Below are 23236 nucleotides of genomic sequence, written 5' to 3' on the forward strand. Positions count from 1 at the left end.
CCGATCCTTTTCTTCCCGGACTTGCCGAATAACGTTCAATTTACAAATCAAGGCGGATCCTCCCTTTATCTGGAGGATCCGCCTTTGTCTGTCTGTATATGGAAATGTGCAGTATCGCGCGGAAGACCCGTTTTACTGTTCGTCGTTCTGCAGGAGATAAACCGCTTTAATGTGTGCGATATAGATTGTATGATTGTCCCCTTCTGGATAATAGTGCTTCCGGATTTCGGAAGGAATGCTGGCCGGATCTTCCTTCTGGGCGTAAAGCACCTGACACTCAATCGTCAGCGGCAACTCCAGAATCGCCGGTGTACACACTTCCTCGCCCGGAACGGTGTGGAGATGGCAGGCTTCGAACTTGTCTACGTCCCGGCCGGATTTCGTTCCGCAGAAGCCTAAAATCGACCGGACATCCATGCCGGGCATCGGGCAGCTGATCGTAAAGACGGGGTTGGCATCGAGAAGCGTTTTGGTAAAGCGGCTTTCCCGCACATACACGGTGAAGACATCCATTCCCCAGTTGGTTCCCAGGCCGCCCCAGCCGATCGTCATGGTATCGCGAACATCGCCATCCTGCGTCGTCAGAAGAATGCCTTTGGGCAGCTGTTCCAGCACAATACCGGAAACTTCGGCAAGCGTCATCGGTTTTGAAGTGATCATATTCTGTTCTTTCCTTCTTTCTATGTGGATTTCCAGCTAGATGAGTGTCTAGCTTTTTATACGGGTTCTGGCCTGCTCCATGTTTTCTGGCCGTCTGGTGTACCCCGAATACTGGACGCAAAAGTGAGGAAAGAATCCCGACTGCACACGCAAACGTACCCGTTTTCCTCCTCTGGATTTTCCTTCCGGGAATCTCTTTATAATAAAGGCAGGCCTTTTGTATGGGAATGTATTCCTATTTTAGGACAGTCCAAAGAAGAAAAGGCATAGACGGGGAGGAAAGATGACAAATTCTGCGAACGGCATTTCTATTGTTCTGTTTTCAAGCGGTCTTTCCGAAAAAGCGGTATTCTTCAGCATTTGAAATACCGCCTGGAAGAATATGACTATCAGGTCAGCGAATGGAGGGATCTGTTCGCGCAGGCCGTAAACGAAGAGCAGATCGCGCTTCTGCCGATGCTCATCAAAAAGATTCCGTCGTTTGACTACGCCATTCTGATCTGCGAAGGGCATGATGAAACGACACTCATTCGAAACGGCGAAGAAATCCGGGAAAAGACGATGCGGGACAACGTGCTCTTTGAGATCGGTCTCTGTGTCATGGCCCTCGGTCCGGAAAAAGTCATCCTGCTCAGTGACGAATCGGTCCGTCTGCCCGAAGATCTGTCCGGTGTAAACGGAGGAATCGCACTGCCGGCTTTTCGGTTTGATCCCTGGAACACGGAGGAGATGGAGCTGACCGCAAAACGGATTCATGAAATCATTGAACGGACGAATCGTTCGATCGACGGAATCCACGATTACATTGAACAGACGACCGATGTGACGGCACCGATGGTCATCGGAGCGGCCAATGCGCTGGCAGTTTCCTACATGCGCAATTTCGTCTTCCGTCTGATTGAGAAACTGGACGAACCCCCGATCTTTAAACCCGAAGATCAGCACATAGCCGAAACGCTGATTTCCCAGGGCGCATGGAAAATTCACATTTTGCTTCCTCTTCTCTGCATACGGAAGATGTCCGAGAATTCCTGGGGAAAGATCCTATTTTCAGTCCGGCCCGGATCGAACAGGCGCGCTTTCGGCCTCTGAACTTTCAGTACCTCCTCACCGCCGATACGCTTCATATCGTCGATTTTCCGTCGATTGTGACCGCATCCTACGATACGGTAAAGCGCATTCTGGAACTGAATGCGGACGACTCGCCGGACCGACAGGCCAAAGAACGGTTTCAGATCAAGGAAATTCGCATGTTCGAACATACGCTTCGTACGCTTCTTTGCGAAGATTATGTTCAAAAGGCAGCCAGAAGCCGAAGCCGGAGCGAGGGCGAATACGTCCGGCTGACCAAAAGCTGATGGATGGCATTGAAAAAGTTGAAATCCGCTATGAGCAGAAGGAGCTGTTTTTGTCAATTGAAAACTGGTCCACTTTGGGTTATAGAAGACTGCTCTTTCCAGAGCAGTTCCTTCTCCCTTCACCCCCTAGGGGGTGACGCGCTTTTCTGATTTTTCCGCCTGATTTTTCTTCAACCCATTTCTTGGTTTCACGAAGCCTGTAACTCTGGCCGGTCATATTGATCATGTAGGCCTTATAAGCCAGTCGATCAATCATCGCTGACGTCAGTACTTCATCTTTGAAAATCTCGCTCCAGCGGTTGAGCTCCAGATTGCTTGTGACGATCAAGGACTTCTTGCCATTGCGACTCGAAATCAAGTTAAACAGAATCTCACCAGATTTCTGATCGAATGAGCAGTATCCAAGTTCGTCCAATATCACGAGGTCAAAACTTTCAAAACGTTTCTTATATCGAAGCAGCTGGTTCTGGCTCATGGCTTCACGGATCTCGATCAACAGATCGGACACCCCGATAAACAGAACGCTCATATTGTTCAGACAGGCTTCCATACCCAGACAGATAGACAAGGCACTTTTTCCCGTTCCTGGATTTCCAATCAGGATTACGTTTTCTCCATTTTTTATAAAGTCCAGACTTGAGAGCTCTTTTACTTTCTGCTGGATTTCGATTCTCAAATGTTCCGTTTGAAAGTCTTCCAGAGACATCCGATTTGGGAAATGCGCCAGCTGGATCCGCTTCTGAATACAGTTTTCATTGCGGCTGATCGTTTCGCCTTTGAGGACCTTTTCCAGAAATTCTTCGTAATCAAGGTGATCTTCTCTCGCCTGGGCAGCCAGTTCCTTATAGTTCTGGCGGATAAAAGGCAGGCGCAGCCTTTTGGCGTAAGCTTCAATGTTCATTTCATACTCGCTTTCTAGGCAAAGAGGGCCTGGTATTCTTCTACCTGTGCGGCCAGAGGCTCATAGACAGATTGGCGCTGAGGTGCCTGACAGGCTTCTATCCTGAGCAGATCTTTGATTTCTTCCATAGGCCGGTCTTTGTGTCTGGTGAGTATTTCTATGAATTCTTTCGGCTTTTCGCTAAAATAGTTGTCGTAAATTGATTTGAGTTCTGGATCCGCTTTGAGGGCTGTACTGTTTCTTAAAGCTCCAGGCTTTTTACGCAGCGTGCTTAGATAGTGCCGAATATCGAAGCACGTTTTTGTTTTCCATCATTGATTCTCTGATGTTCAGCTACCTGTTCATGTTCGTAATAAACTTTGATTGTTTCTGTGTAGGTTTTAACTCTTACTTTTTACCAATCAGATTATCGGGAACGGAATACTGATTATTGTCAACGCTGATTAAAGAGTATTTATTTACTATCCGCTCAGCGATCTGAGCCGCTTCATAGTCAGGAAGGAGCGGCTTCAGAAACGGCTGTTCTTCTTTCCGCTTCGTATCTTTATTCAGTTCATCCAGACGATCCTTGAGCCACATTCTAGCTTCTTCGAGACTGTCGAATTTGTATTTCAAGGCGAAGCTCTTATTTCGAACTACTTCAACGGAACGTTCGACGGATCCTTTCTCATTTCCAGAAAATGCGTTCGTAACGTTTACCCTGAACCCGTAGTAATGGGCGAAGCGGATAAGTTCCGGATTAATTTCTTTCTCGTTTCTTCCTATGAATTTCGAGACGACGTTTCTCATATTGTCGTAAACGCCCTCTCTGAAGATTTCGCCGACTTCATTGAAAAAGCGGATCATCGATTCAAAAGAAGACCTGACTTTTCCGGTTTTCGTACAGGCAGGCAGCTCGATAGCCTGACCATGGCGAAGTCATAACGGCCAGATAGAACGTCTTTCTCTGACCATTAATCATCAGCTTCACTTCGCCAAAATCGTATTCAAACCGGTCACCTGGTTCGTAGTCCTGACTGATGAAGCATTCTCTGTGCCTGTTCCTTTTCTCTTTGACCCTTTTTGTGAGGGTCGACAATCCAATGTCGAATCCAGCAGCCCTGATCAGATCCCAGATCTGTAAGCAGGTCAGCTGCTGCTTATGGCCAGACCCGAGCAGGCGTGTCTTTTCTTCTTCGTCTTCAAGAATTTGATCCAGAAGCGCGTCGACCTCTGGACTGTATTTCCGAGGTTGTCTGGATGAACTGTCGTATGAAGGCGGATCGATACACTCCTCAATAAACGTCCGGCTGTTTTCGTGGGTTGGATCAGCTTCCAGAGACTCTCTCTTTCCTTGTACTTCCTGTACTACTTCTCACCAGTGGTTCTCGAGATCGAGCACAGCGCAGCGGCTTTTCTGGATGAGATTCCTTGTGTTCGTAAATCGATGTATTTGAAAACTGTCATCTGAGTATGCACTTTCTAGTCCTCCATTACGGAGTACGATACAAGTCAGGTGGCCCAGTTTTCAAATCCGATTTTCGCTTTTGGACCAGTTTTAAACTACAAAAACAGGAGCTGCTGTCCGGCGCAGCGAAATAACGAAACCGATTTTCTGTTCCGATCCAATTTTTCTTCTTTTCCAAAAGGAAGTAAGAGAAGTAAGAAGAAGTAAGAAATGGAAATCCGCACGATGCTCTCTGGCGAACATTCGGCTATAAGCAGAGAACGCCAGATCACACCAAATGAAAAAGAGGCTGTACGAATTCATTTTTTCGTACAGCCTCTTTGTTCATTGTATGAGAATCTGGATTTCAATTCTGAAATCGATCTGTCTTCCGTTCGAGTGTTCCGGATGGGAAACTTATTCCGCAGTGCGGGCGAGTACGCGTTTCATCGTTTCGGCAATGTTTTCCGGAGTGAAGCCGAAGTAGTCAAACAGCTGGCTTCCTGGTGCGGAAACGCCAAAGCTCTTCATGCCGACCACTTCGCCGTCGAGACCAACGTAGCGGCCCCAGCCGAAGTCCTTGGACGCTTCAACAGCAGTACGGGCTTTGACTTTGCGCGGCAGAATGGATTCGCGGTAGTCTTCCGGCTGCATTTCGAACAGTTCCATAGAAGGCATGCTGACAACGCGAACGTCGATGCCTTCTTTTTCCAGCAGCTGTGCTGCTTTCAGGGTCGGAGCCACTTCCGAACCGGAAGCGATCAGAATGCCCTGCGGCAGTTCGGCTTTGCTGTCACGAAGGATGTAGGCGCCTTTGACGGCTTCCTTCGACGTTTCTTCCAGCTGCGGCACGTTCTGACGGGTCAGAATGAGTGCGGTAGGACCGGTGGTACGTTTTGCGGCCAGCGTCCAGCCTGCAGCTGTTTCCTTCGCATCCGCCGGGCGGAATACGACCATGTTTGGAATGGAACGGTAAGAAGCCATATGTTCGATTGGCTGATGGGTCGGACCGTCTTCGCCGACACCGATGGAGTCATGCGAGTAAACGTACGTTACCGGCAGGTTCATCAGTGCAGCCAGACGGGCCATTGGCTTGGCGTAGTCCGAGAAGACGAAGAATGTGCCGACATACGGGCGCAGACCGCTCAGAGCCAGACCGTTGGCAATGCCGGCCATAGCGAGTTCACGCACACCAAAGTGGATGTTGCGACCGCCACGGTTTTCCGGCGCGAAGTCGCCTTCGCCGTTCATGTAGGTCTTATTGGACGGACCAAGGTCAGCGGATCCGCCAATGAGGTTAGGCATAACGTCTTTAAGCTTGTTGATGATACGTCCGGAAGAAACGCGGGTAGCTTCGGCTTTTTCCGGTACTTCAAAGAGATCGGCTGCTTCCAGCGCAGCTTCATCCGGCTGCTGATCCAGCATCTTGCGGTATTCCGCTTCGACTTCCGGATACTCTTTCTTATAGGCGGCATAGAGGGCGTTCCACGCGTCTTCTTCGCTCTGTCCGCGTTTAGCCAGTTCGGTGAAGTTTTCATACACTTCCGTCGGAACATAGAACGGTTCCTGACTTGGCCAGCCAAGTTTTTCTTTGTAGCGGCTACATTGTCGGCGCCAAGCGGTTCGCCGTGGCTGGAAGCCAGACCTTCTTTCGGAGAGCCGTAGCCAATTTTGGTTTTCACCGTAATAAAGGAAGGATGTTCCCGATCGGATTTGGCTTCCTCAATGGCTTTAGCGATCGCTTCGAGATCGTTGCCGTCTTCTACCGTCCAGGTGGAGAAGCCAAGGCTCTTCATGCGGGCGTCTACATCTTCAGCAAATACCGGATCGGTATCGCCTTCGATGGAAATTTTATTGGAGTCGTAAAGGAGAATCAGCTTGTCGAGCTTCAGCGTGCCGGCAAGAGAGGGCTTCCTGCGAGATGCCTTCCATCATGTCGCCGTCGCCGAGTTCGACGAATGTGTAATGATCGATGATATCAAAACCCGGGCGGTTGAATTTTTCAGCCAGGAATTCTTCGGCAATGGCCATGCCAACCGAAGCGGCAAGACCGCTGCCCAGAGGGCCGGTGGTGCATTCAACGCCAACGGTGTGGCCGTATTCCGGATGACCCGGTGTCAGCGAGTTAAGCTGACGGAAATTGCAGAGATCTTCTGCGGAGATTCCATAGCCGAAGAGATGAAACAGGGCGTACAGGCCGGCTGAGCCGTGTCCGCCGGAAAGAACAAAACGGTCGCGATTTTCCCATTTGGGGTTTCGGGGTTGTGGGAAAGGTGTTTAGCGAAAAGCTCATACATCATTGGTGCAGTTCCAAGCGGAGCACCAGGATGGCCGGAATTTGCCTTCTGAATGGCATCGGCGGCCAGTATACGAATTGCATTCACGGATTGCTGATCAATATTAGTCATAATGTCTTCCTTATGGTGTGTTCTGGTTTGATTTCTACCTTATTCAGGCCTTTTTCGTAAGACCGTATACTAGAATAACGCAAAAGATAAAAAGTCCATGTCTTCACAATGTCGTGCAGAATTTCACGAATTATGGCAGAAAAGAGGACCAGCTTCAGTATACTCAATCCCATTTGCACTGTCATAATTGAGAATTTGGCTTGCCGATTTTTACAAACAGGGAATGATTTTGATTTCCTTAAGATCAATACAGACTATATTTAATTCAGCCATGATGTTTGACCGTATATTGCTGGACGTCTACCGCAAAGACGGCGGTGTGATCGAGTACGGTCGTATCAAAATCCCAGGAAAAGGCGCTTTTATCTTCGTTTCTCTCATGAAGACAGTGTGCAATGAGAGCACACAGTGCGTTTTCCTTCTGCTTTGGATCGGTGATCTCCCGGATCCTTCCCTGTCCAAAAAGCGAGTCAAACGCGACGCTTGCCGTGCACGCTTTACCGTTTTGCGCAGGCAGAAACCGCCCGGGACAGTCGATCTGAATGGCGGCATTTGGATTTGTGTGGATCAAGTCGATTTTGTGTCCGCTTTTGGCGCTGTGAAAATAGAAGGTCAGTTTCCCGTTTTCCAGCGCATAGCCATACGAAAGAGCGACGATATACGGAATTTCCTCATCGGCCAGGGCAAGATGCAAAACGTCCGCCCGGTTTAGAAGTTCTTCGATTTTCTTAGGATCCTGTACCTGTCGATCCTTGCGCCGCATGTCCATCTTCATGGCTGTCTCTCCTTTTGTGTACTTTCTGTACTTTCTGTTCTGGTTTTTCTGTACTGGCTTTCTGTGTCCGGTATTTCCATCTGTGCCGGTTATCTTCTGCGTTCGGATTTTCTATCTTGATTCTGGCATTTCCAATCCGATTCACTTGTCTCTATGCCCGGATGCCTGCCTCTGCTTATAGAGACGAGGCAGACTCTTTTTGCGGCACGCCAGCCTGTGCGATGGAAGGTTTGCTCAGGGAAACGGAAAAGCCGTTTTTGCTTTCTTACGGTTTTTGAAGACGGTTACACCCCAAATTGACCTCAGATGCGCTCAAATACCGCCGATTGTTCATTTTATATTTCAGAAACGAAAGGGAAATTTCAGTTTTTGTTCAGGTTATTGGTCCTGCCGCTCGCTAAAATGAAAGCATGTACCGAATCATGATCGTTGAGGATGACTCCTCCCTGGCCTCGAGCCTCTCCTCTGTTTTGCAGAGCTGGGGTTTTGAAATGGTCTGCGCGAAAGATTTTGACCACATCCGCGAAGAATTCGACCGGCTCAAGCCGGCGCTGATTCTTATGGATCTTAACCTGCCTGGACGCAACGGTTTCTACTGGACCAGTGAAATTCGAAAATTTTCTTCAGTTCCCATCATCTTTCTTTCGAGCGCGGATGAAAGCATGAATGTCATTACGGCAATCAACCAGGGAGCCGACGATTACATCACGAAACCGTTTGATACCGCGGTTCTCGTTTCCAAAATCCAGGCGCTGCTTCGCCGGACGTTCGACTATACCCAGCATACCGACTATCTCGAACATCATGGCGTTCATCTTGACTTAGGCAGCAATGAAGTCAGCTATATGGGCAAATCCATCGAACTTTCCAAAAACGAAGCCCGCATCCTGCGGATCCTGATGGAAAACAAGGAAAAGATCGTTGCCCGCGAAACGCTTATGGAAGCCCTGTGGAAAACCGACTGCTACATTGATGAGAACACGCTCTCCGTCAACGTAAACCGTCTGCGCCGCAAGCTGGCCGCCATTTCCATCGAAGACTTCATTATTACCCGCAAAGGCATCGGCTACATGGTCTAGCTGCTGTCTGCCGACACATTTTTCCTTTTGTAAAAAGCCGTGCCCGGACGACACGGCTTTTTCTATGCCCGTACGCCGCGGATCTGTGCGATTCGGGCATAAAAAATCCTGCATTTCTGCAGGATTTGCAACATTGGTAAAATTAACGCTTGCTGAACTGCGGTGCACGACGAGCTTTTTCAGACCGTATTTCTTACGTTCTTTAGCACGCGGGTCACGAGTTACATAACCAGCTGCTTTCAGAGCAGGACGATAGTCTTCCGAAGCTTCCATGAGGGCACGAGTAATTCCGTGACGGATTGCACCAGCCTGGCCGGTGAAGCCGCCGCCCTGAACGGTTACCATTACATCGAACTGGTCGAGTGTGTTGGTCAGTTCAAGAGGGGAACGAACTTCCATCTGAAGTAATTCAGAAGGCATGTACTCTTTAAGCTCTTTGCCGTTGACTACGATATTCCCTGTTCCATTTGGACGAAGGAAGACACGGGCAACGGCTTCTTTACGGCGTCCGGTACCGAGATACTGAACGAAATTTTCTTTATTTGCCATTTCCTAATCTCCTATCCTTTCACTTTCAGTTCCACAGGTTTCTGTGCTGCATGCGGATGTTCGTTTCCGGCGTAAACCAGAACGTGCTTGCGCTGAACATCTCCCAGACGGTTGTGGGGAGCATGCCCTGTACAGCTCTGCGAACCCATTCAACAGGGTATTTTTCCTTCATTTCCTTGGCAGTGCGTACACGCAGTCCGCCATAGTATCCGGAATGATTGTAGTACTTTTCAGTTTCAAGCTTGTTGCCGGTCATGTTGACCTTGTCAGCGTTGATGATGATTACATAATCTCCACAGTCCACGTTTGGTGTGTAAGTGGGTTTATGTTTACCGCGCAGAACGTGGGCTGCAGTGGTGGCAAGGCGACCGAGAGTCTGGCCTTCGCCGTCAATTACATACCATGTGCGTTCTACTTCAGCAGGTTTTGCCATTGTTGTTTGACGCATGTTGCTTCCTCCGTTTCAATGAGCGTTACCGGGGCTCAAAGGCTTGGATACAGCCACGGATTATCTTAAGCATTCCACCTTTCAAAGTCAATCCCAATCCCCTGGCACAGAGAAGAAATCCAGACGTTTTTCCACGATTTTAAATTGCGCAAATCCTCCCATGCCTAAAGGGAAAAGGAAGACTTTCATTGGTCACCGTTTTCACGAAAAAGCCCTCAGATCCCATCGGGATCCGAGGACAGAGAAGCGAGCAGAGTATCGAGTTCATTCTGGGTGTAGCCGACCTGAACGAGATAGAGCGCCTTGGCTGGGGCGTTGAAGCGCGACGCGTGCTTGTCTTTTGCCTCCAGCATGACTTTCAGCTCATCGACCGTAATGCGGCCTTCGCCAAGGGCAATGAGAGCGGCGCTCATCATGCGCACCTGGTAGCGCAGAAAGCCGGTACCGACAAAAATCAGCCGCAGGCCTTTTGGCTCTTCCTGGATGCAGATACGGTAAATCGTTTTCGTTCGCGGTTTTCTCTCGTCGATCTGCGCGTTGGAAAAGGACGTGAAGTCATGTTCCCCTTCAAAGACAGCAGCTCCCTGGCGCATGCGTTCGACATCCAGATCGCGCCATACGAAATGGCTGTAATTATAAAGGAAAGGATTGTCTCTTTCCTTGGTAATCACGTAGTCGTATCGCTTGAAGCGCGCCGAAAAGCGGGCATGAAAATCTTCATCCACCGCTTCGACAGACTGAATGCGTATGTCCCTGGGCAAAAGCGTGTTGAGCGCGTTGTAGTAGCCCAAAGGCGAAATGTTGTCGGGGCCGTCAAAATGGAATACCTGTCCGAGGGCATGAACGCCGGCATCCGTGCGGCCGCTTGCGGTAATGGACGCCGGCTGATGAAGGATTTTTCCAGCGCCTTTTCGATGACTTCCTGAATGCCGGTCGCGTTGGTCTGCTTCTGAAAGCCGCCATAGCGATGGCCATCGTATGCCAGTATGGCTTTATAGCGCATGTCTACACTCCAAGAACGGCCAGAATGATGTCGATGGCAAGAACGAGAACCGAAATGGCCATCGCCGCGTAGTCGATGCCGTGCATCCTGAGCACTTTATAGCGCGTTCTTTTACGGGATGGATTGTAGCCGCGGGCTTCCATGGCGTTGGCGAGCTGATCGGCGCGGTCAAAGGCGGAAACAAACAGCGGGACGATCAGAGACAGAATGGCGGACACCTTTTCCTTGAGTGTGCCGTTCTGCATGTCGATGCCGCGGGACGCCTGCGCGTTCATGATGCGCTGGGTTTCTTCGATCAGCGTCGGGATAAAGCGCAGCGCGATGGAAATCATCATGGCGATGATGTGCGCCGGCAGACCGATTTTCTCGAACGGCTTGAGCAGCTTTTCAATGCCGAGCGTCAAGTCGAGCGGCTTGGTTGTGGCGGTCAGGATCGTCGTCAGAATGATCATCAGCATCAGTCGGATAATGACGTAAGCCGTCTGAATCAGGGCGTCGGAATAAATCTTGAACCAGCCCCATTCAAAGAGCAGCGTTCCGGTATGCAGAACAAGGACGTTGATAATGAGCAGGAAAATCATCATCCACATCATCGGCTTGAGCGAACGCAGCGCGTAGGACAGCTTCAGCCTGGAAAGATACAGAGCCGCAATAATAAAGAGAACGATGGGAATGTAGCCCCAGAATCCGGCCGGAATGAAGATCGCCACCATCAGAATGAGCAGGATCATGATTTTCGAGCGCGGATCCATGCGGCTGACGACCGAATCGATCGGCAGATAGCGGCCGAGCGCAATGTTATTCATGGGCGTTCACCTGCTCTTTCAGGGCCTGAGCGATTTCATCGAGCGAATAGCTGTCCTGCGGAACAGAAAAGCCTTTTTCCTGCAGCTTTTCCTTGAGCTGAACAATGCCAGGCGGGTTGATATCGATTTCGCGCAGCAGTTCGGGATGTTTGAAAAATTCGTGGACTTCCATTTGCGTGGATACTTTGCCGTCTTTCATGACGACGACTTCATCACAGTAGTCCAGGACGTGCTCCATATCGTGGCTGACGAGCAGAATGGTCTTTCCCTGCCCGCGGTTGAGCGACATGAACAGATTCATCATTTCTCTGGCTGACTGGGGATCCAGACCGGCAGCCGGTTCATCGAGAACGAGCACTTCCGGATCCTGAACGAGAATGCCGGCGATGGCGACACGCCGCTTCTGTCCGCCGGACAGTTCGAACGGGGAGCGTTCGAGATACGATTCGTCGAGGCCGACTAAAGGCAGCACTTTATGCACCGCTTCCTGAATCTGCTCGGGCGTATAGCCAAAGTTTTTCGGCCCGAAGCCGATATCCTTGGCAATCGTTTCTTCAAACAGCTGGTATTCCGGAAACTGGAACACCAGACCGACTTTTTGCGCAGAGCTTTGACATCCGTCAGCTTCGTCGCCGGATCGATATGAAAGCCGGCGATATCGACGCTGCCTTTCGTCGGCTTGAGCAGCGCGTTGAGATGCTGAACGAGCGTGGATTTTCCCGATCCGGTCTGACCGATAATGGCGGTCACCTTGCCGGTGGGAATCGTCAGGTTGACGCCTTTGAGCGCCTTGTGCTCAAAGGGTGTTCCCTGCGAATACGTGTACTCGAGATCTTTTATTTCAATTGGCATACGTCCTCCACCAGCTCATCCAGCGTAAGCACCGGATGATCCGTCAGTCCGGCCTTTTCAAAGGCCTTTGAGGCTTTCAGGGCGAAAGGCAGATCCAGTTTCAGATCCTTCATCATTTCCCCGTTTTCAAACACTTCTGCGGGCGTTCCCTGGGCGGCAACTTTTCCTTTTTCCAGCACGATCACGTTTTCGGCCTGAGCGGCTTCGTCCATATCGTGGGTAATCGAAAGAATCGTGATGTTTCTTTCCTTATTTAACTTGCGGATCTGGGCGTTGACGCTCGCTTTTCCCTGCGGGTCCAGCATGCTTGTCGATTCGTCAAAAATCAGGATGTCCGGCGACATAGCCAGAATGCCCGCGATGGCGACGCGCTGTTTCTGTCCGCCGGAAAGATTCGTCGGTTCCGCGTTCAGGTAGTCGAGCATGCCGACTTTCGCCGCGTTTTCTTCGATCAGTCCCTGCATCTGTTCGGTCGGGACGCAATGGTTTTCCAGACCAAAGGCAATGTCATCGGCTACAGTGGAGCCGATAAACTGGTTGTCCGGATTCTGGAACACGATGCCGACGTGATCGCGGATTTCGGGGCGCTTTCTTCCGTGAGGCGCGTTCCGAGAACATCGATTGTACCGGCGGCGGGTTCGAGCAGACCAATGATCAGCTTGGCCAGCGTGGATTTGCCGGATCCGTTATGGCCGACCACCGCTGTATAGCTTCCTTTGGGTATATTGAGAGTAATTCCTTTGAGTACCGGAGTGGCTCCGTCGTAGGAGAACTCCAGATTTTCAATATGAACAGCTTCCATTTTTTATTCTGTTTACCTTTCAGAGTGTCAACTTGTATTATACATAGCCGCTTCTTTTTCACATCCCGGGAAAGGGGTTACACTAGGCATACTTTTTTCTTTTTTCGCTTTTCGCGCGGACCGGCCCAAAAACGAAGTATGTATCGGCCGCTTTTTAAAAATCCCCTACGTGTACGCTCATTTTCGATTTTTATGAACGCACCAGAGGGAATTCGCGGATTGTTTCCCGGTTCTGGAGAGATGGGCTGTTCCAACACCGGATGGATCGAGAATGGGTTTAGAGAATATATTTTAGAGAATATATAGAAAATATATATGGTAGAAAACCGGAAAAACGGCATACGAAAACCCGGCTCTGTCCATTCGCCGGGTTGTGGATTCTGATCATCTTTGTATCCTTATCGTCCTGTTCTTGCAAATTCATACTTTCGCAAATTCCGCGTTCAGAGAAGATGTCCATCCTGCGCTCGATTTCAAAGTCTTTCGTATACGAGCGGGCGAAGCGCGGTAATCAGGCTGACCATCTGATATTCGAGAAGAAATACGGGCGCATCCCATTCTGGGCGGGCTGCACGGATCGGTTCGGCCATCGGCAAAATCCGCCTTTCGCTCTCTTCGATATATTCGCGCATCTTCGCTTTCGAAAAGCAGCCGGCATCTTTGGTCAGCCGGGATACGATTTCCTGGACGTTTCTGGAAAAGGGCAGATCCGCGCAGGCAATATCGCAGTCTTCGCACACATCGTGCAGCAGTGCGGCACTCAGAAGGTCATCGTCCGTAATGCCCAGGGCCAGCGCGTGCACCGCCAGACTCAGCGGGTGAATGGCGTATGGAACGACCGGCTGCTGCGGATTGCCGGTCCTTCGAAGCTGACCAGCATGCGCCTTTTCCATATACGCAAGCGCCTGCATCGTCTGGGACAGGGGCATCTTCTGTGCCGCCGCTTCCAGGCGTTTTTTCATGGGCTCGCCATCATACATCCAGTTCTGTAAAGTACCGGTCTTTGAGGCTGTCGAACGTTTTACATCCATCTTCACTCCTCCTTTTTCTTTCGTCTGAAAAACCTGAATCGTTCGTTTCTTTCCCACGAAGCACGGCAGACAGGCCCGTTCTGGAAATAGAGCGGGGAATTTTTCCTGCTCTGTTTGTACTTTCTTTTCTTTTCCTGAGTTTTATGGCGGATTCTGGTAAAAGCCGTCCGGTCTGTTCCATGGATTGCCGTCCACTCAAAAAACGCTTCAGTCGAGTTTGTCGCAGGAAGCGGTTAAAAGGCCTTTATTTAAGGATTTTCGTTTTTCAATGGAAGACCGGACGGATTTCATCCCCGTCGGGCAGTAAAGCTTTTAATAAAACTTGCACTTGCGAAACGCAAGGTAAATATCGATTACCGATTTTTACACCTGTTCTCTTTGTGCAAATTCCGGTTATTCCATTCCATATAAATGATTTTATATATGTATGCGGTTTATATCCAGATTGTACATTCGCAGTACTTAAGTAAAACACGAGTAAAACATATCCATATATTCCAGTAAAACGAAAATTCTTTCTGACCCCTATTGCAAAAATTAACATCTGGCATAAGATGAAACCAAACAGTGTAAGCGTTTGCAAAGACCCCCAGTCTCTTGCGGACGCGCACCGAAGAAAAGGAGAAAACTGGAATGAAGAAACATAAGGTTTTATCGCTGCTTGTTTCTGCCTCGATGGCGTATTCCGTCTTCCCGGCGATGACTATCGCTGCCCTGGAAGGCACTTCGTCCGACAACTTGTCGCCGGCGGATTCCATCAAGGCCAACGTCGACAAAACCAAGTTCACTCACAAGGAGTGGACGGGAACCCACTACACGGATGTGGACGGCAACGCGCAGGTTGCAGAAGATGTAACCGGCATTAACCGCGAAGCCGCCAGCACCCAGATCATCCCCTATCAGAATTCTGCTGCTGCACAGAAGGCTGTATGGAACTACAACGCCCGTGAAGAATCTCAGAAAATGCAGATGCTGACCGGGGAAAACGAAAACTGGGATCTGACCGTCGTTCAGAATGAAACACTTGCCAATGAAATGATGACGGAAGATCATGCCTTCTACAAAACCGATTTCAAGAAGGGCGAAGGCGAAGACTGGAAATCCGTTACGCTGCCCCAGAGCTGGACAACACAGGGATTTGATTTCTCGATCTACACCAACACCCAGATGCCCTGGCAGTCCAAATACGACTCCAATGTAGACTGCTCGGCTGCGCCGACCAACTACAATCCGGTCGGCCTGTACCGCAAGACATTCACCATTGATGATTCTCTGCGCGGAAGCGACCGCCGCATTTACCTCGATTTCCGCGGCGTTGAATCCGCCTACTACGTTTACGTGAACGGCAAGGAAGTCGGCTATTCCGAAGACACCTTCAGCCCGCACAAATTCGACATCACCGACTACGTCAACATGGACGGTGAGAACCTGCTGGCTGTCAAAGTTCACAAGTTCTGCGACGGTACCTGGTTTGAAGACCAGGACATGATCTATGACGGCGGTATTTTCCGCGATGTCTATCTGACATCCGCACCGCTCGTACAGATTCAGGACTATCACTACACGACAACTCTCGATGCGTCCTACACCAACGCGGTTCTGAACATTGAAGCGGATATCCGCAACCTGTCGAGCACCGTCAGCCAGGGCTGGACGCTCTCCGCTTCCGCCTACGATCGAAGCGGTACGGCTCTGTTTACCGATGAAGAAGTTTCTGTGCCGGTACTGGCCAGCACAAAGACCAATAGCGTTTCCCTGAGCACCGTTGTAAAAATCCAAAGCTCTGGTCCGCAGAAGATCCAAACCTCTACGCTCTGGTCATCACCCTTAAAGATGCCAATGGTAAAGAAGTGGAAACCGTTTCGACACAGCTCGGTTTCCGTCAGGTGGAATTCACCCGTACCGAAGTGGATGAAAACTATCGCGTGACCACCACCCACTGGGATCCGGTAAAAATCAACGGCAAGCGTCTGCTGCTGAAAGGCGCCAACCGCCACGACACCGACCCGTTCCATGGCAAGGCGACTCCTCAGGCGGCCGTCGAAGAAGATGTGAAGCTGATGAAGCAGAACAACCTGAACGCTATTCGTACTTCGCACTACTCCAACGACGACTACCTGTACTGGCTCGCCAACGACTGGGGCATGTACCTCATCGGCGAAACCAACATGGAATGCCATGCGATCATGGGCAATTCCGAAAAGCAGGGCTGGTTCTACGAACTCGGTCTGGATCGTACAGAAACCGCCTTTAAGCGTCTGCGCAGCAACCCGTCGATTGTGATCTGGTCAATCGGAAACGAAATGACTTACAACAGCGACAAGAACTTTGCAAACGGTCTTCAGCGCGACATGATCTGGTACTTCAAAAATCATGACAGTACCCGTCCGGTTCATTCCGAAGGAAACGACGGCAACCTGGGTACCGACATGCGTTCCAACATGTACCCGAGTACGGGCACCGTATGGGATCGCGGCGGCGAAGGCAAAATGCCCTACGTCATGTGCGAATACGCCCACGCGATGGGCAGCTCCGTCGGCAACCTGAAAGAGTACTGGGATGCCATCCGCGCCGAAGAAAATCAGCTTGGCGGATTTATCTGGGACTGGGTGGACCAGTCGCGTGCCGTCGATCTCAAAAATCTTGGCGTAACGTACAGCGTTTCGGAGAAAAAGGCCTGTCCGGTACCGCCAACGGAGACTGGGTAACGTTGGAAACACCGGCTGGAACATTCAATGTCACCCAGTCTTTAAACGGCTACCTCTCCTATCCGGATACGGACGGCAAAGTCGGCAGCGCACTTTCCGGCTCCGGCAAGGCGTTTACGCTTGAAGCGATCGTTAAGCCGTATGCCACCGTCAACGATGATGTCTTCCTGTCCAAGGGCGACGATCAGACGACGCTGAAAATGAACGGCTCGGGCAAGCTGGAATTCTTCGTCAAGAGCGGAAACAGCTGGTCCGGCATCCAGTGCGACGTACCAGCCAACTGGAATAACAACTGGCATCAGATTGCCGCTACGTATGATAACGGCACGGCGAAAATTTACGCGGACGGCGTCCTGCTCAAGGAAGGTTCCATTGCCACAAACATCGAGCTGCAGGAGCACGCGATCCAGGTCGGCGCGGATACCGTCAAAGGCCGCTACTTCAACGGTGAAGTCGCCATGGGCCGCATTTATAACAAGGCTCTGAGCGCCGACGAAATTGCCGGACAGAATTCGGCGAATCCAGCCATCAAGTCCGATGACGCTTCCGTTCTCTTCTGGGCCGATACCGCGGATACGCATGGCGAAGGCGCAGTCGATGCCTGGGATTACTACGCCACCGATGCCGGCCAGAAGAGCGGTACGAACCTGTACAAGGACGAAATCAAAGGCAAATTCTACGGCTACGGCGGCGACTGGGGCGATCGTCCAAACGACAACTCGTTCTGCGAAAACGGCCTCATTTCACCGGACCGCAACCCGCAGCCGGAGCTGATGGAAGTCAAGAATCAGTACAAGAACTACTGGTTCAGCGCGGAAATCGAAGATCTCGACGCGAAAAAGTCAACGTCTATAACGAATCCAGCTTCACTAACCTGAACAAATACGACGTGATCTGGGAAGTTCTCGAAAACGGTATCGTTGTGGATACGGGAACCGTACAAAACATCGATGTAAAACCGCAGACAACGGGAACCATCTCTGTTCCGTTCAAGATGCCCGAAACGCTCAAAGACGGCGCCGACTACTATCTGACTCTCTACGTAAGAACGAAATCCGATGAAAAATGGGCCGATAAAGGCTTTGATCTCTGCTGGGATCAGATCGCCATTCCGGCTCCAGTCGGCCAGAAGACCTATACGTCGGCAGATACCGCCACGATCACAAGTACCAATGATCTGTACACCGTAGCCGGCAAGGATTACTCCTTCCAGATCGACAAGACGACCGGCATCATCAGCGACTACACCTTCAAAGGCGAAAAGATGCTCGAAACCGGCCCGACGCCAAACTTCTGGCGCGGAACGTTCGAAAACGATAAGAACAATTTCGACTGGAACTGGTCCAAAGCTGATGACGAACTCCATGTAGAATCCATCACCGCCTCCAAAGACGACGATAATAACGACGTCATCACCGCGAACCTCACCCTGCCGCAGGCCGGCAATACGAAAGTCGACATGACGTACACCATCCTGGGCGACGGCGCCGTCAGGATCGGCATGAAAGTCGATGCGACTAGCAGCGGCATGGGCAGCTTCCTGCGCATCGGTTCGCTGATGACGACTACCGAAGGCTACGAAGATGTCAAATGGTACGGAAACGGACCGGTAGAATCTCTCTCCGACCGCAAGACGTTCGGCCGTCAGGGCATTTACTCTTCGACGGTAGGCGAACTGTTCTACCCGTACCTGAAAGTCGATGACACCGGTACGATGACCGACACGAACTGGATGGCCCTTTCCGGAGACGGCAAGAACACCCTGCTCGTTGTAGCAACCACTCCGCTGGAAATGCAGGCCCTGCACTTCACACCGGATGATCTGAACTCCACCAATCACCCATACGGCCTTAACCCGCGCAAGGAAACCATGGTTGGCGTCAACTACGGCAGCCGCGGAACCGGCGGTGCCACCTGCGGACCGGATACGTTAAGCCAGTACCAGCTGTACAACGATAAGGCATACGAGTGGGAATTCACCATTCTGCCCGTTGAAGGCAGCGAAATGAAAGAGCAGTCGCTGACCGACAAGGCTTCCGAATTCCGTACCGTAGATTCCTTTGACCGGACCGAATACGACAAGGAACGCGCAGCCGAACTGATCGAAATGGTCGACTCCTTCCTGCCGTATTCCTACAGCCAGATGGAAGAAGCCAAAGAACTGATCGATATTCTCAAGACGATGCCGGATGCGCAGAAAGCCATTGTCTGCCCGGAAGGCAGCGACCGCATTGCCAAGATGGAAGCCTATATTCCAGAACTTGAAGCGCTCCAGGGAAAAACTGCCTACATCGAAGACAAATCGGCAAACAAGCTCGATGTCGATCTCGAAGCCACCGCAAATCTGCTTAAAAACGGCGAAGACATCAATATGAGCGGCTACGTGACCATCGGTCATGGCGATGTTCTCGATGATGTGCTCGAAAGCGGAAATTCCTGGTCGATCGCAATTGAAGCGACCCCTACCGGCACGAAGCAGTACAACATTCTGGCCGCCAAAGGCGACGAGACGTTCGAAATCCGTACCGACCAGTCCGGAAACAGCTACGACTACTCGTTCCATACCAAAGCGGGCAGCAGCTGGAAAACGACCGAATATAAGAACCTGACTGAGGAAGAAAAAACAAACTTCCTGGGCAATGAACATACCTACCTGGCTGTCTTTGATGCCGAAAACAGCAAGCTCGTCTTCTACGCCGACGGCCAGCAGCGCGGTCAGGTATCGCTGAGCGCAGGCACCCACCCAAGCGGATCGGGCGTTGCCTTAGCTCTGGGTGCAGACCTGGGCAACGGACGAACCGGTATGTACAGCTTCAAGTCCATGAAGATTTTCTCGAGCGCCATTGATCCGACTGCGCTTGCAGCGAAGACAGCCGCTTCCGAAGATACTGAGCTCTGGCTCGATATGGACAACTGGAAGCAGAAAGCCGCGAAAGTTGTCGAAAGCGCCACGATTACCGCAGACAAAACGACCATCACAGCCGGCGATACCGTCAGCTTCACGCTCTCGGCAACCCCGGCCGATCTTGAGATTGTGAGTGCAGACTGGAGCATTGCAGATGCCAGTGGAAACGAAGTCGATAATGCGCTCGTTTCCGGAACCGGCGCTTCTGCACAGCTGATTACCGTGGCTTCTCTGGCCAAGGGTACCTATACCGTTAAGGCATCCAATATCAACGGAACGAATGTTTCGGCCACATTTGAAGTGACCGTCAACCAGAAACTGGGTCAGGCTATCAACGACCTCGGTCCAAACGATCTGGATACGCCGCTCAACGGCACCGCGGAAATCGGCGATGCAGGCGGACAGCCGGTAATGTACGGCGGCATGGACGTCAACGATCCCGAAAACAAGATCAAAGGCGCCATTACCGGCGGCAGCTTCACCGTCAGCTCCTGGATGTATGTGCCAGCATCCGTTAACGATAAGGTAACAGGTACATGGGAAGTCATGGACGGCCACAACGAAAAGCACAACGTGATCTTCTCGCTGGGCGACAACTGCTTCGCTTACCGTATTTACAAAAATCACGATGTCGAAGGCAATGCCCATATCGACGCGTACGTCAAAGACGTCAATAACAAGTGGAAACAGGCAACCAGCTCCGCTCTGCCGGATGATTTCTTCGACGGCTGGCATGAAATCTCCGCGGTCTACGACCAGACGGCAAAGACGCTGACCATTTACGTCGACGGAGTCGCCAACGGAGCCACCGATGTACCCGATGCGATTGCCGCAAGCCAGGCTCTGACGCCAAATATCGGCTACATGTCCGACAAGGAATACCGCAAATCGCAGATGGGCTTCTCCAACGTCAAAGTGCTGACCAAAGCGCTGAGCGCCGATGAGCTCAAAGCCATGAGCGCCGGTACTTCCACACTGAGAGATGCCGATGTCGCCTTCTGGCTCGACTTCTCCGGCGCAGACCGCACGGATCTCGACGCTCTGCTTAAAGACGCCGATGCTCTCGTTGAAGACAATTACGATGCCGGCTCCTGGACCGCTTTTGAAACCGCAAAAGCTGCTGCAGAGGCACTGAATGAGAAGTACGTCACCAAAGCCAATGTGGATAAAGCGTACGACGATCTCGATGCAGCCATCAAAGCCCTCGTTAAAGTCATTAAGAGCGTTTCGATCAGCGGTGCCGATGTGGTCAAGACCAATAACACCCTGGCACTGACGCTCGCTACCGACCCTGCCGGTGCCAACGTCACTTCCGTAGAATGGAAGGCAGCCGATGCCAAGGGACAGGCCATCGAAGGCGTTTCGATCCTGGCCGATGTCAGCGATCCGAAAAACGCGATTCTGACGGTTGCTGAAGGGGTTGCGGATGCGACCGAAATTACGATCAGCGCCAAAGTCAACGGCAATGCTGCACTTACGGCTACAAAGACCGTAACCGTAAGCGAAACCGTCATCATTAAAGACCTCAGCCCGAACGGACTGAACACACCGCTTCCGGATACAGCCGAAATCGTCTCCAACAGCGAAGGCGACTACGCCGAATCCGGCATGAAGGGCTCCATGAGTCTGAATGACCCGGATCGAAAGGTAACGAATGCGATTACCAGCGGAAACAGCTTCACCGTCAGCTCGCGCGTATTCGTTCCGGAATCCATTAAGAGCACAACCGAAGGCTCCTGGGAATACAACGACAAGTACAGCACGATCGTTTCTCTGGGCGATGACTCCTTCGCCATGCGTGTTCTTACCCACAAAGACGGACGCGTTACGGTCGAGGCCTACCTGAAGATGAACGGCACCAATGAGTGGGTGGAAATCGGTACGCAGAATATCAAGGATGAAACGTCGTTCTTCGGCGCCTTCCACGACATCACCGCCGTATATGACAGCGATCAGGATACGTTCACGATGTATATCGACGGTGAAAAAGTCACTGGCGAGAAAGCGGAACTCGAAGCCGCAGCCGGACCGGCCGCTTCGAACAAAGCTCTCGAACTTGGCTTCATGTCCGATAAGCCGCTGCGTACGTCGCAGATGACCATCTCGAATGTCGCCGTTCTCGCAGACGCTCTGGATGCAGGCGAAGTAAAAGCCCTGACGGAAGGCCGGGCAAGCTATCTCCCGAATGATGAAACCGTCGTTCTGTGGATGAACTTTGCTGAAGATCCAGCAGCCGCCCGCACGGCGCTTGTAGCGAAGTTTGTAGAAATGATGAACAAGGAGCTGAAAGCGGAAGATTACACCGAAGACTCCTGGAACGCATTCAATGCTGCAATGATGAATGCGGCGGGCATCAACGGTAAATATTCGACCGCGAAAAACGCAGCCGATCTTCAGGCCGCTCTTGAAGCCGCTTATGCCGGACTTGAAGAAGCCGAAGAACCAGATCCAGGCCAAGAAATCGACACGACGCTTCTGGAAGCTGCCTGCGACAAGGCCGGCAAACTGAACCTTGCTGAATTTGGCGAAACCGGCAAAGCCGCCTTTGCCAGCGCCAAAGCCGCTGCTGAAGGCGAACTGGCCAAACCGGTCAGCCAGGCTGAGGTCAACGCCAAAGCCGCCGCACTCAACCAGGCGATGCTGGCGCTGCGCAAGACGCCAAAAAGCTCCGCGCTTCCAAAATAAGAGACGGGCTGGCACAGTCTGAAACTGTCTTGCGCACCTCTTCTTTACACTCTGTTTTACACACTGTCTGATTCACAACCATAAATCGTCCCGGACCGCTTTTGGAGGGCAAACCGGAAGCGGGACGGACGATTCTTCCAGATGGCCAGACGAAACAAATCCTCACGCATACGATTTCCACAGCTCCCTTCAGTCGGGCAAAACGGAAGGAAAACGCATCGAATCGGCTAGCGGGACTTCTTCTTCGTCTTTAGACAGAGCGCAAAATCCCCTGCGGATTTTCACCTGCATCTCTTTGGATGCACACCAAACGAACAAACTGGACCTTCTTTTAAAGGATGTCCTTCTACCATACGGGCAAAAAGCTGTCGGAAGACATCACGCTTCCGACAGCTTTTTCTATGGTTTCGCGTTTTGTTCGGACTGATTTTTCGTCCCGCCAGCTTTTACCGCATCGGTGCTGCCGAGTATTTTGGCCTGACAAAAACCAGGAAAATCGAAGGTAAAACTAAGTTAAACTTTGGATCATTAAATACCATTGGAATAATCGGTTACCTGTTTTGACACCCTCATAAAAAGTACAAACAGGGCGTGTTTTCCTTAAATAAGGGAATGTACCTTCCAATATCAACCTATTCGTGTTACTTCAACAAAAATGAACGCTGTTCATTTAGTAAAAAACAAGTAAATTCATTGAAAATTTTAAAGTAAAAACAAAATTCCATGCTCCCAATCTTGCCAACATTCCCTGAAGAAGACTACCATGGGGATAACCATGTAACCGTTTGCAGAAAGCTCTCCAGGCCCTGCGGGCGGCACATGAAAAGAAAAGTAAAGGAG

Annotated in this window: 18 protein-coding genes and 5 pseudogenes; 7 read left to right on the forward strand and 16 right to left on the reverse strand. The window is 51.0% G+C overall.

Going from position 1 to position 23236, the window contains the following annotated elements; all coding sequences use genetic code 11:
* Positions 1-132: 132 nt before the first annotated feature.
* The gene (locus tag KWG61_RS15550) at positions 133-660 is read right to left on the reverse strand and encodes a flavin reductase family protein (protein ID WP_230267509.1); all 528 of its coding nucleotides are present in this window, start codon (positions 658-660) and stop codon (positions 133-135) included.
* A 348-nt stretch (positions 661-1008) separates the two neighbouring features.
* Here KWG61_RS15550 and KWG61_RS15555 point away from each other — a divergent pair, with 348 nt between their 5' ends.
* Both KWG61_RS15555 and KWG61_RS15560 read left to right on the forward strand, forming a co-directional pair.
* Positions 1009-1752, forward strand: a complete 744-nt coding sequence (locus tag KWG61_RS15555) for a TIR domain-containing protein (RefSeq protein ID WP_256460901.1) — start codon at positions 1009-1011, stop codon at positions 1750-1752.
* Between the two features lie 56 nt (positions 1753-1808).
* Positions 1809-2018: a hypothetical protein gene (locus tag KWG61_RS15560; protein ID WP_242744571.1), complete on the forward strand. Its 210-nt coding sequence runs from the start codon at positions 1809-1811 to the stop codon at positions 2016-2018.
* Positions 2019-2097: 79 nt separating this feature from the next.
* On the opposite strand, the gene istB is transcribed toward KWG61_RS15560, so the two are convergent.
* From istB to KWG61_RS15585, 6 genes and pseudogenes are all read right to left on the reverse strand, one after another.
* Complete coding sequence (gene istB, locus KWG61_RS15565; protein WP_242744572.1) at positions 2098-2919, reverse strand: IS21-like element helper ATPase IstB; 822 nt, start codon at positions 2917-2919, stop codon at positions 2098-2100.
* Between the two features lie 387 nt (positions 2920-3306).
* Positions 3307-3765, reverse strand: a complete 459-nt coding sequence (locus KWG61_RS15570; protein WP_242744573.1) for a hypothetical protein — start codon at positions 3763-3765, stop codon at positions 3307-3309.
* 4 nt (positions 3766-3769) lie between these two features.
* Positions 3770-3997 carry a hypothetical protein gene (locus tag KWG61_RS15575; protein ID WP_242744574.1) on the reverse strand — a complete coding sequence of 76 codons (228 nt, stop codon included), beginning with the start codon at positions 3995-3997 and terminating at the stop codon, positions 3770-3772.
* A gap of 765 nt (positions 3998-4762) precedes the next feature.
* Positions 4763-5770 (reverse strand): transketolase C-terminal domain-containing protein, encoded by a 1008-nt coding sequence (locus KWG61_RS16760; RefSeq protein WP_367614410.1) that lies wholly within the window; start codon positions 5768-5770, stop codon positions 4763-4765.
* A 45-nt stretch (positions 5771-5815) separates the two neighbouring features.
* A pseudogene (locus KWG61_RS17920) lies at positions 5816-6753 on the reverse strand (transketolase); the annotation flags it as partial.
* A 265-nt stretch (positions 6754-7018) separates the two neighbouring features.
* Positions 7019-7528 (reverse strand): pyridoxamine 5'-phosphate oxidase family protein, encoded by a 510-nt coding sequence (locus KWG61_RS15585; RefSeq protein ID WP_230268051.1) that lies wholly within the window; start codon positions 7526-7528, stop codon positions 7019-7021.
* A gap of 410 nt (positions 7529-7938) precedes the next feature.
* On the opposite strand from KWG61_RS15585, the gene KWG61_RS15590 reads away from it, so the two are divergent.
* The gene (locus tag KWG61_RS15590) at positions 7939-8607 is read left to right on the forward strand and encodes a response regulator transcription factor (protein WP_230268050.1); all 669 of its coding nucleotides are present in this window, start codon (positions 7939-7941) and stop codon (positions 8605-8607) included.
* A gap of 142 nt (positions 8608-8749) precedes the next feature.
* On the opposite strand, the pseudogene rpsI reads toward KWG61_RS15590, so the two are convergent.
* From rpsI to KWG61_RS15630, 9 genes and pseudogenes are all read right to left on the reverse strand, one after another.
* Positions 8750-9156, reverse strand: a pseudogene (gene rpsI / locus KWG61_RS15595) (30S ribosomal protein S9).
* Between the two features lie 11 nt (positions 9157-9167).
* Positions 9168-9604: pseudogene (rplM, locus tag KWG61_RS15600) on the reverse strand (50S ribosomal protein L13).
* A 215-nt stretch (positions 9605-9819) separates the two neighbouring features.
* Positions 9820-10584, reverse strand: coding sequence for a tRNA pseudouridine(38-40) synthase TruA (truA, locus tag KWG61_RS15605; RefSeq protein WP_367614411.1), 765 nt, complete (start codon positions 10582-10584; stop codon positions 9820-9822).
* 25 nt (positions 10585-10609) lie between these two features.
* Positions 10610-11413 carry an energy-coupling factor transporter transmembrane protein EcfT gene (locus KWG61_RS15610; RefSeq protein WP_230268046.1) on the reverse strand — a complete coding sequence of 268 codons (804 nt, stop codon included), beginning with the start codon at positions 11411-11413 and terminating at the stop codon, positions 10610-10612.
* A complete protein-coding gene (locus KWG61_RS17925) occupies positions 11406-11831 on the reverse strand; it encodes an AAA family ATPase (RefSeq protein WP_367614412.1) in 426 nt (141 codons plus the stop codon). Before KWG61_RS17925 ends, KWG61_RS15610 begins: the two co-directional genes overlap by 8 nt.
* Positions 11805-12265, reverse strand: a pseudogene (locus tag KWG61_RS17930) (ATP-binding cassette domain-containing protein); the annotation flags it as partial. The gene KWG61_RS17925 and the pseudogene KWG61_RS17930, both read right to left, overlap by 27 nt.
* A pseudogene (locus KWG61_RS15620) lies at positions 12250-13067 on the reverse strand (energy-coupling factor transporter ATPase). The pseudogenes KWG61_RS15620 and KWG61_RS17930, both read right to left, overlap by 16 nt.
* A gap of 473 nt (positions 13068-13540) precedes the next feature.
* Positions 13541-14029: an HD domain-containing protein gene (locus tag KWG61_RS15625; protein WP_242744575.1), complete on the reverse strand. Its 489-nt coding sequence runs from the start codon at positions 14027-14029 to the stop codon at positions 13541-13543.
* A gap of 10 nt (positions 14030-14039) precedes the next feature.
* Positions 14040-14279 carry a hypothetical protein gene (locus KWG61_RS15630; RefSeq protein WP_242744576.1) on the reverse strand — a complete coding sequence of 80 codons (240 nt, stop codon included), beginning with the start codon at positions 14277-14279 and terminating at the stop codon, positions 14040-14042.
* Between the two features lie 452 nt (positions 14280-14731).
* On the opposite strand from KWG61_RS15630, the gene KWG61_RS15635 reads away from it, so the two are divergent.
* Genes KWG61_RS15635 through KWG61_RS15650 form a run of 4 tightly spaced genes read left to right on the forward strand, consistent with a single transcriptional unit; the run spans position 14732 to position 22396 of the window.
* The gene (locus tag KWG61_RS15635) at positions 14732-16027 is read left to right on the forward strand and encodes a sugar-binding domain-containing protein (RefSeq protein WP_242744577.1); all 1296 of its coding nucleotides are present in this window, start codon (positions 14732-14734) and stop codon (positions 16025-16027) included.
* Complete coding sequence (locus KWG61_RS15640) at positions 15919-16806, forward strand: glycoside hydrolase family 2 TIM barrel-domain containing protein (RefSeq protein WP_367614413.1); 888 nt, start codon at positions 15919-15921, stop codon at positions 16804-16806. The genes KWG61_RS15635 and KWG61_RS15640 overlap by 109 nt, the downstream gene beginning before the upstream one ends.
* A 2-nt stretch (positions 16807-16808) precedes the next feature.
* Positions 16809-17684: a LamG domain-containing protein gene (locus KWG61_RS15645; protein WP_242744579.1), complete on the forward strand. Its 876-nt coding sequence runs from the start codon at positions 16809-16811 to the stop codon at positions 17682-17684.
* Between the two features lie 11 nt (positions 17685-17695).
* Positions 17696-22396 carry a beta-galactosidase domain 4-containing protein gene (locus tag KWG61_RS15650; RefSeq protein WP_242744580.1) on the forward strand — a complete coding sequence of 1567 codons (4701 nt, stop codon included), beginning with the start codon at positions 17696-17698 and terminating at the stop codon, positions 22394-22396.
* Positions 22397-23236 lie beyond the last annotated feature (840 nt).

The organism is Allobaculum sp. Allo2 (genome assembly GCF_022701175.1).
Taxonomy (GTDB): Bacteria; Bacillota_I; Bacilli_A; order Erysipelotrichales; family Erysipelotrichaceae; genus Allobaculum; species Allobaculum fili.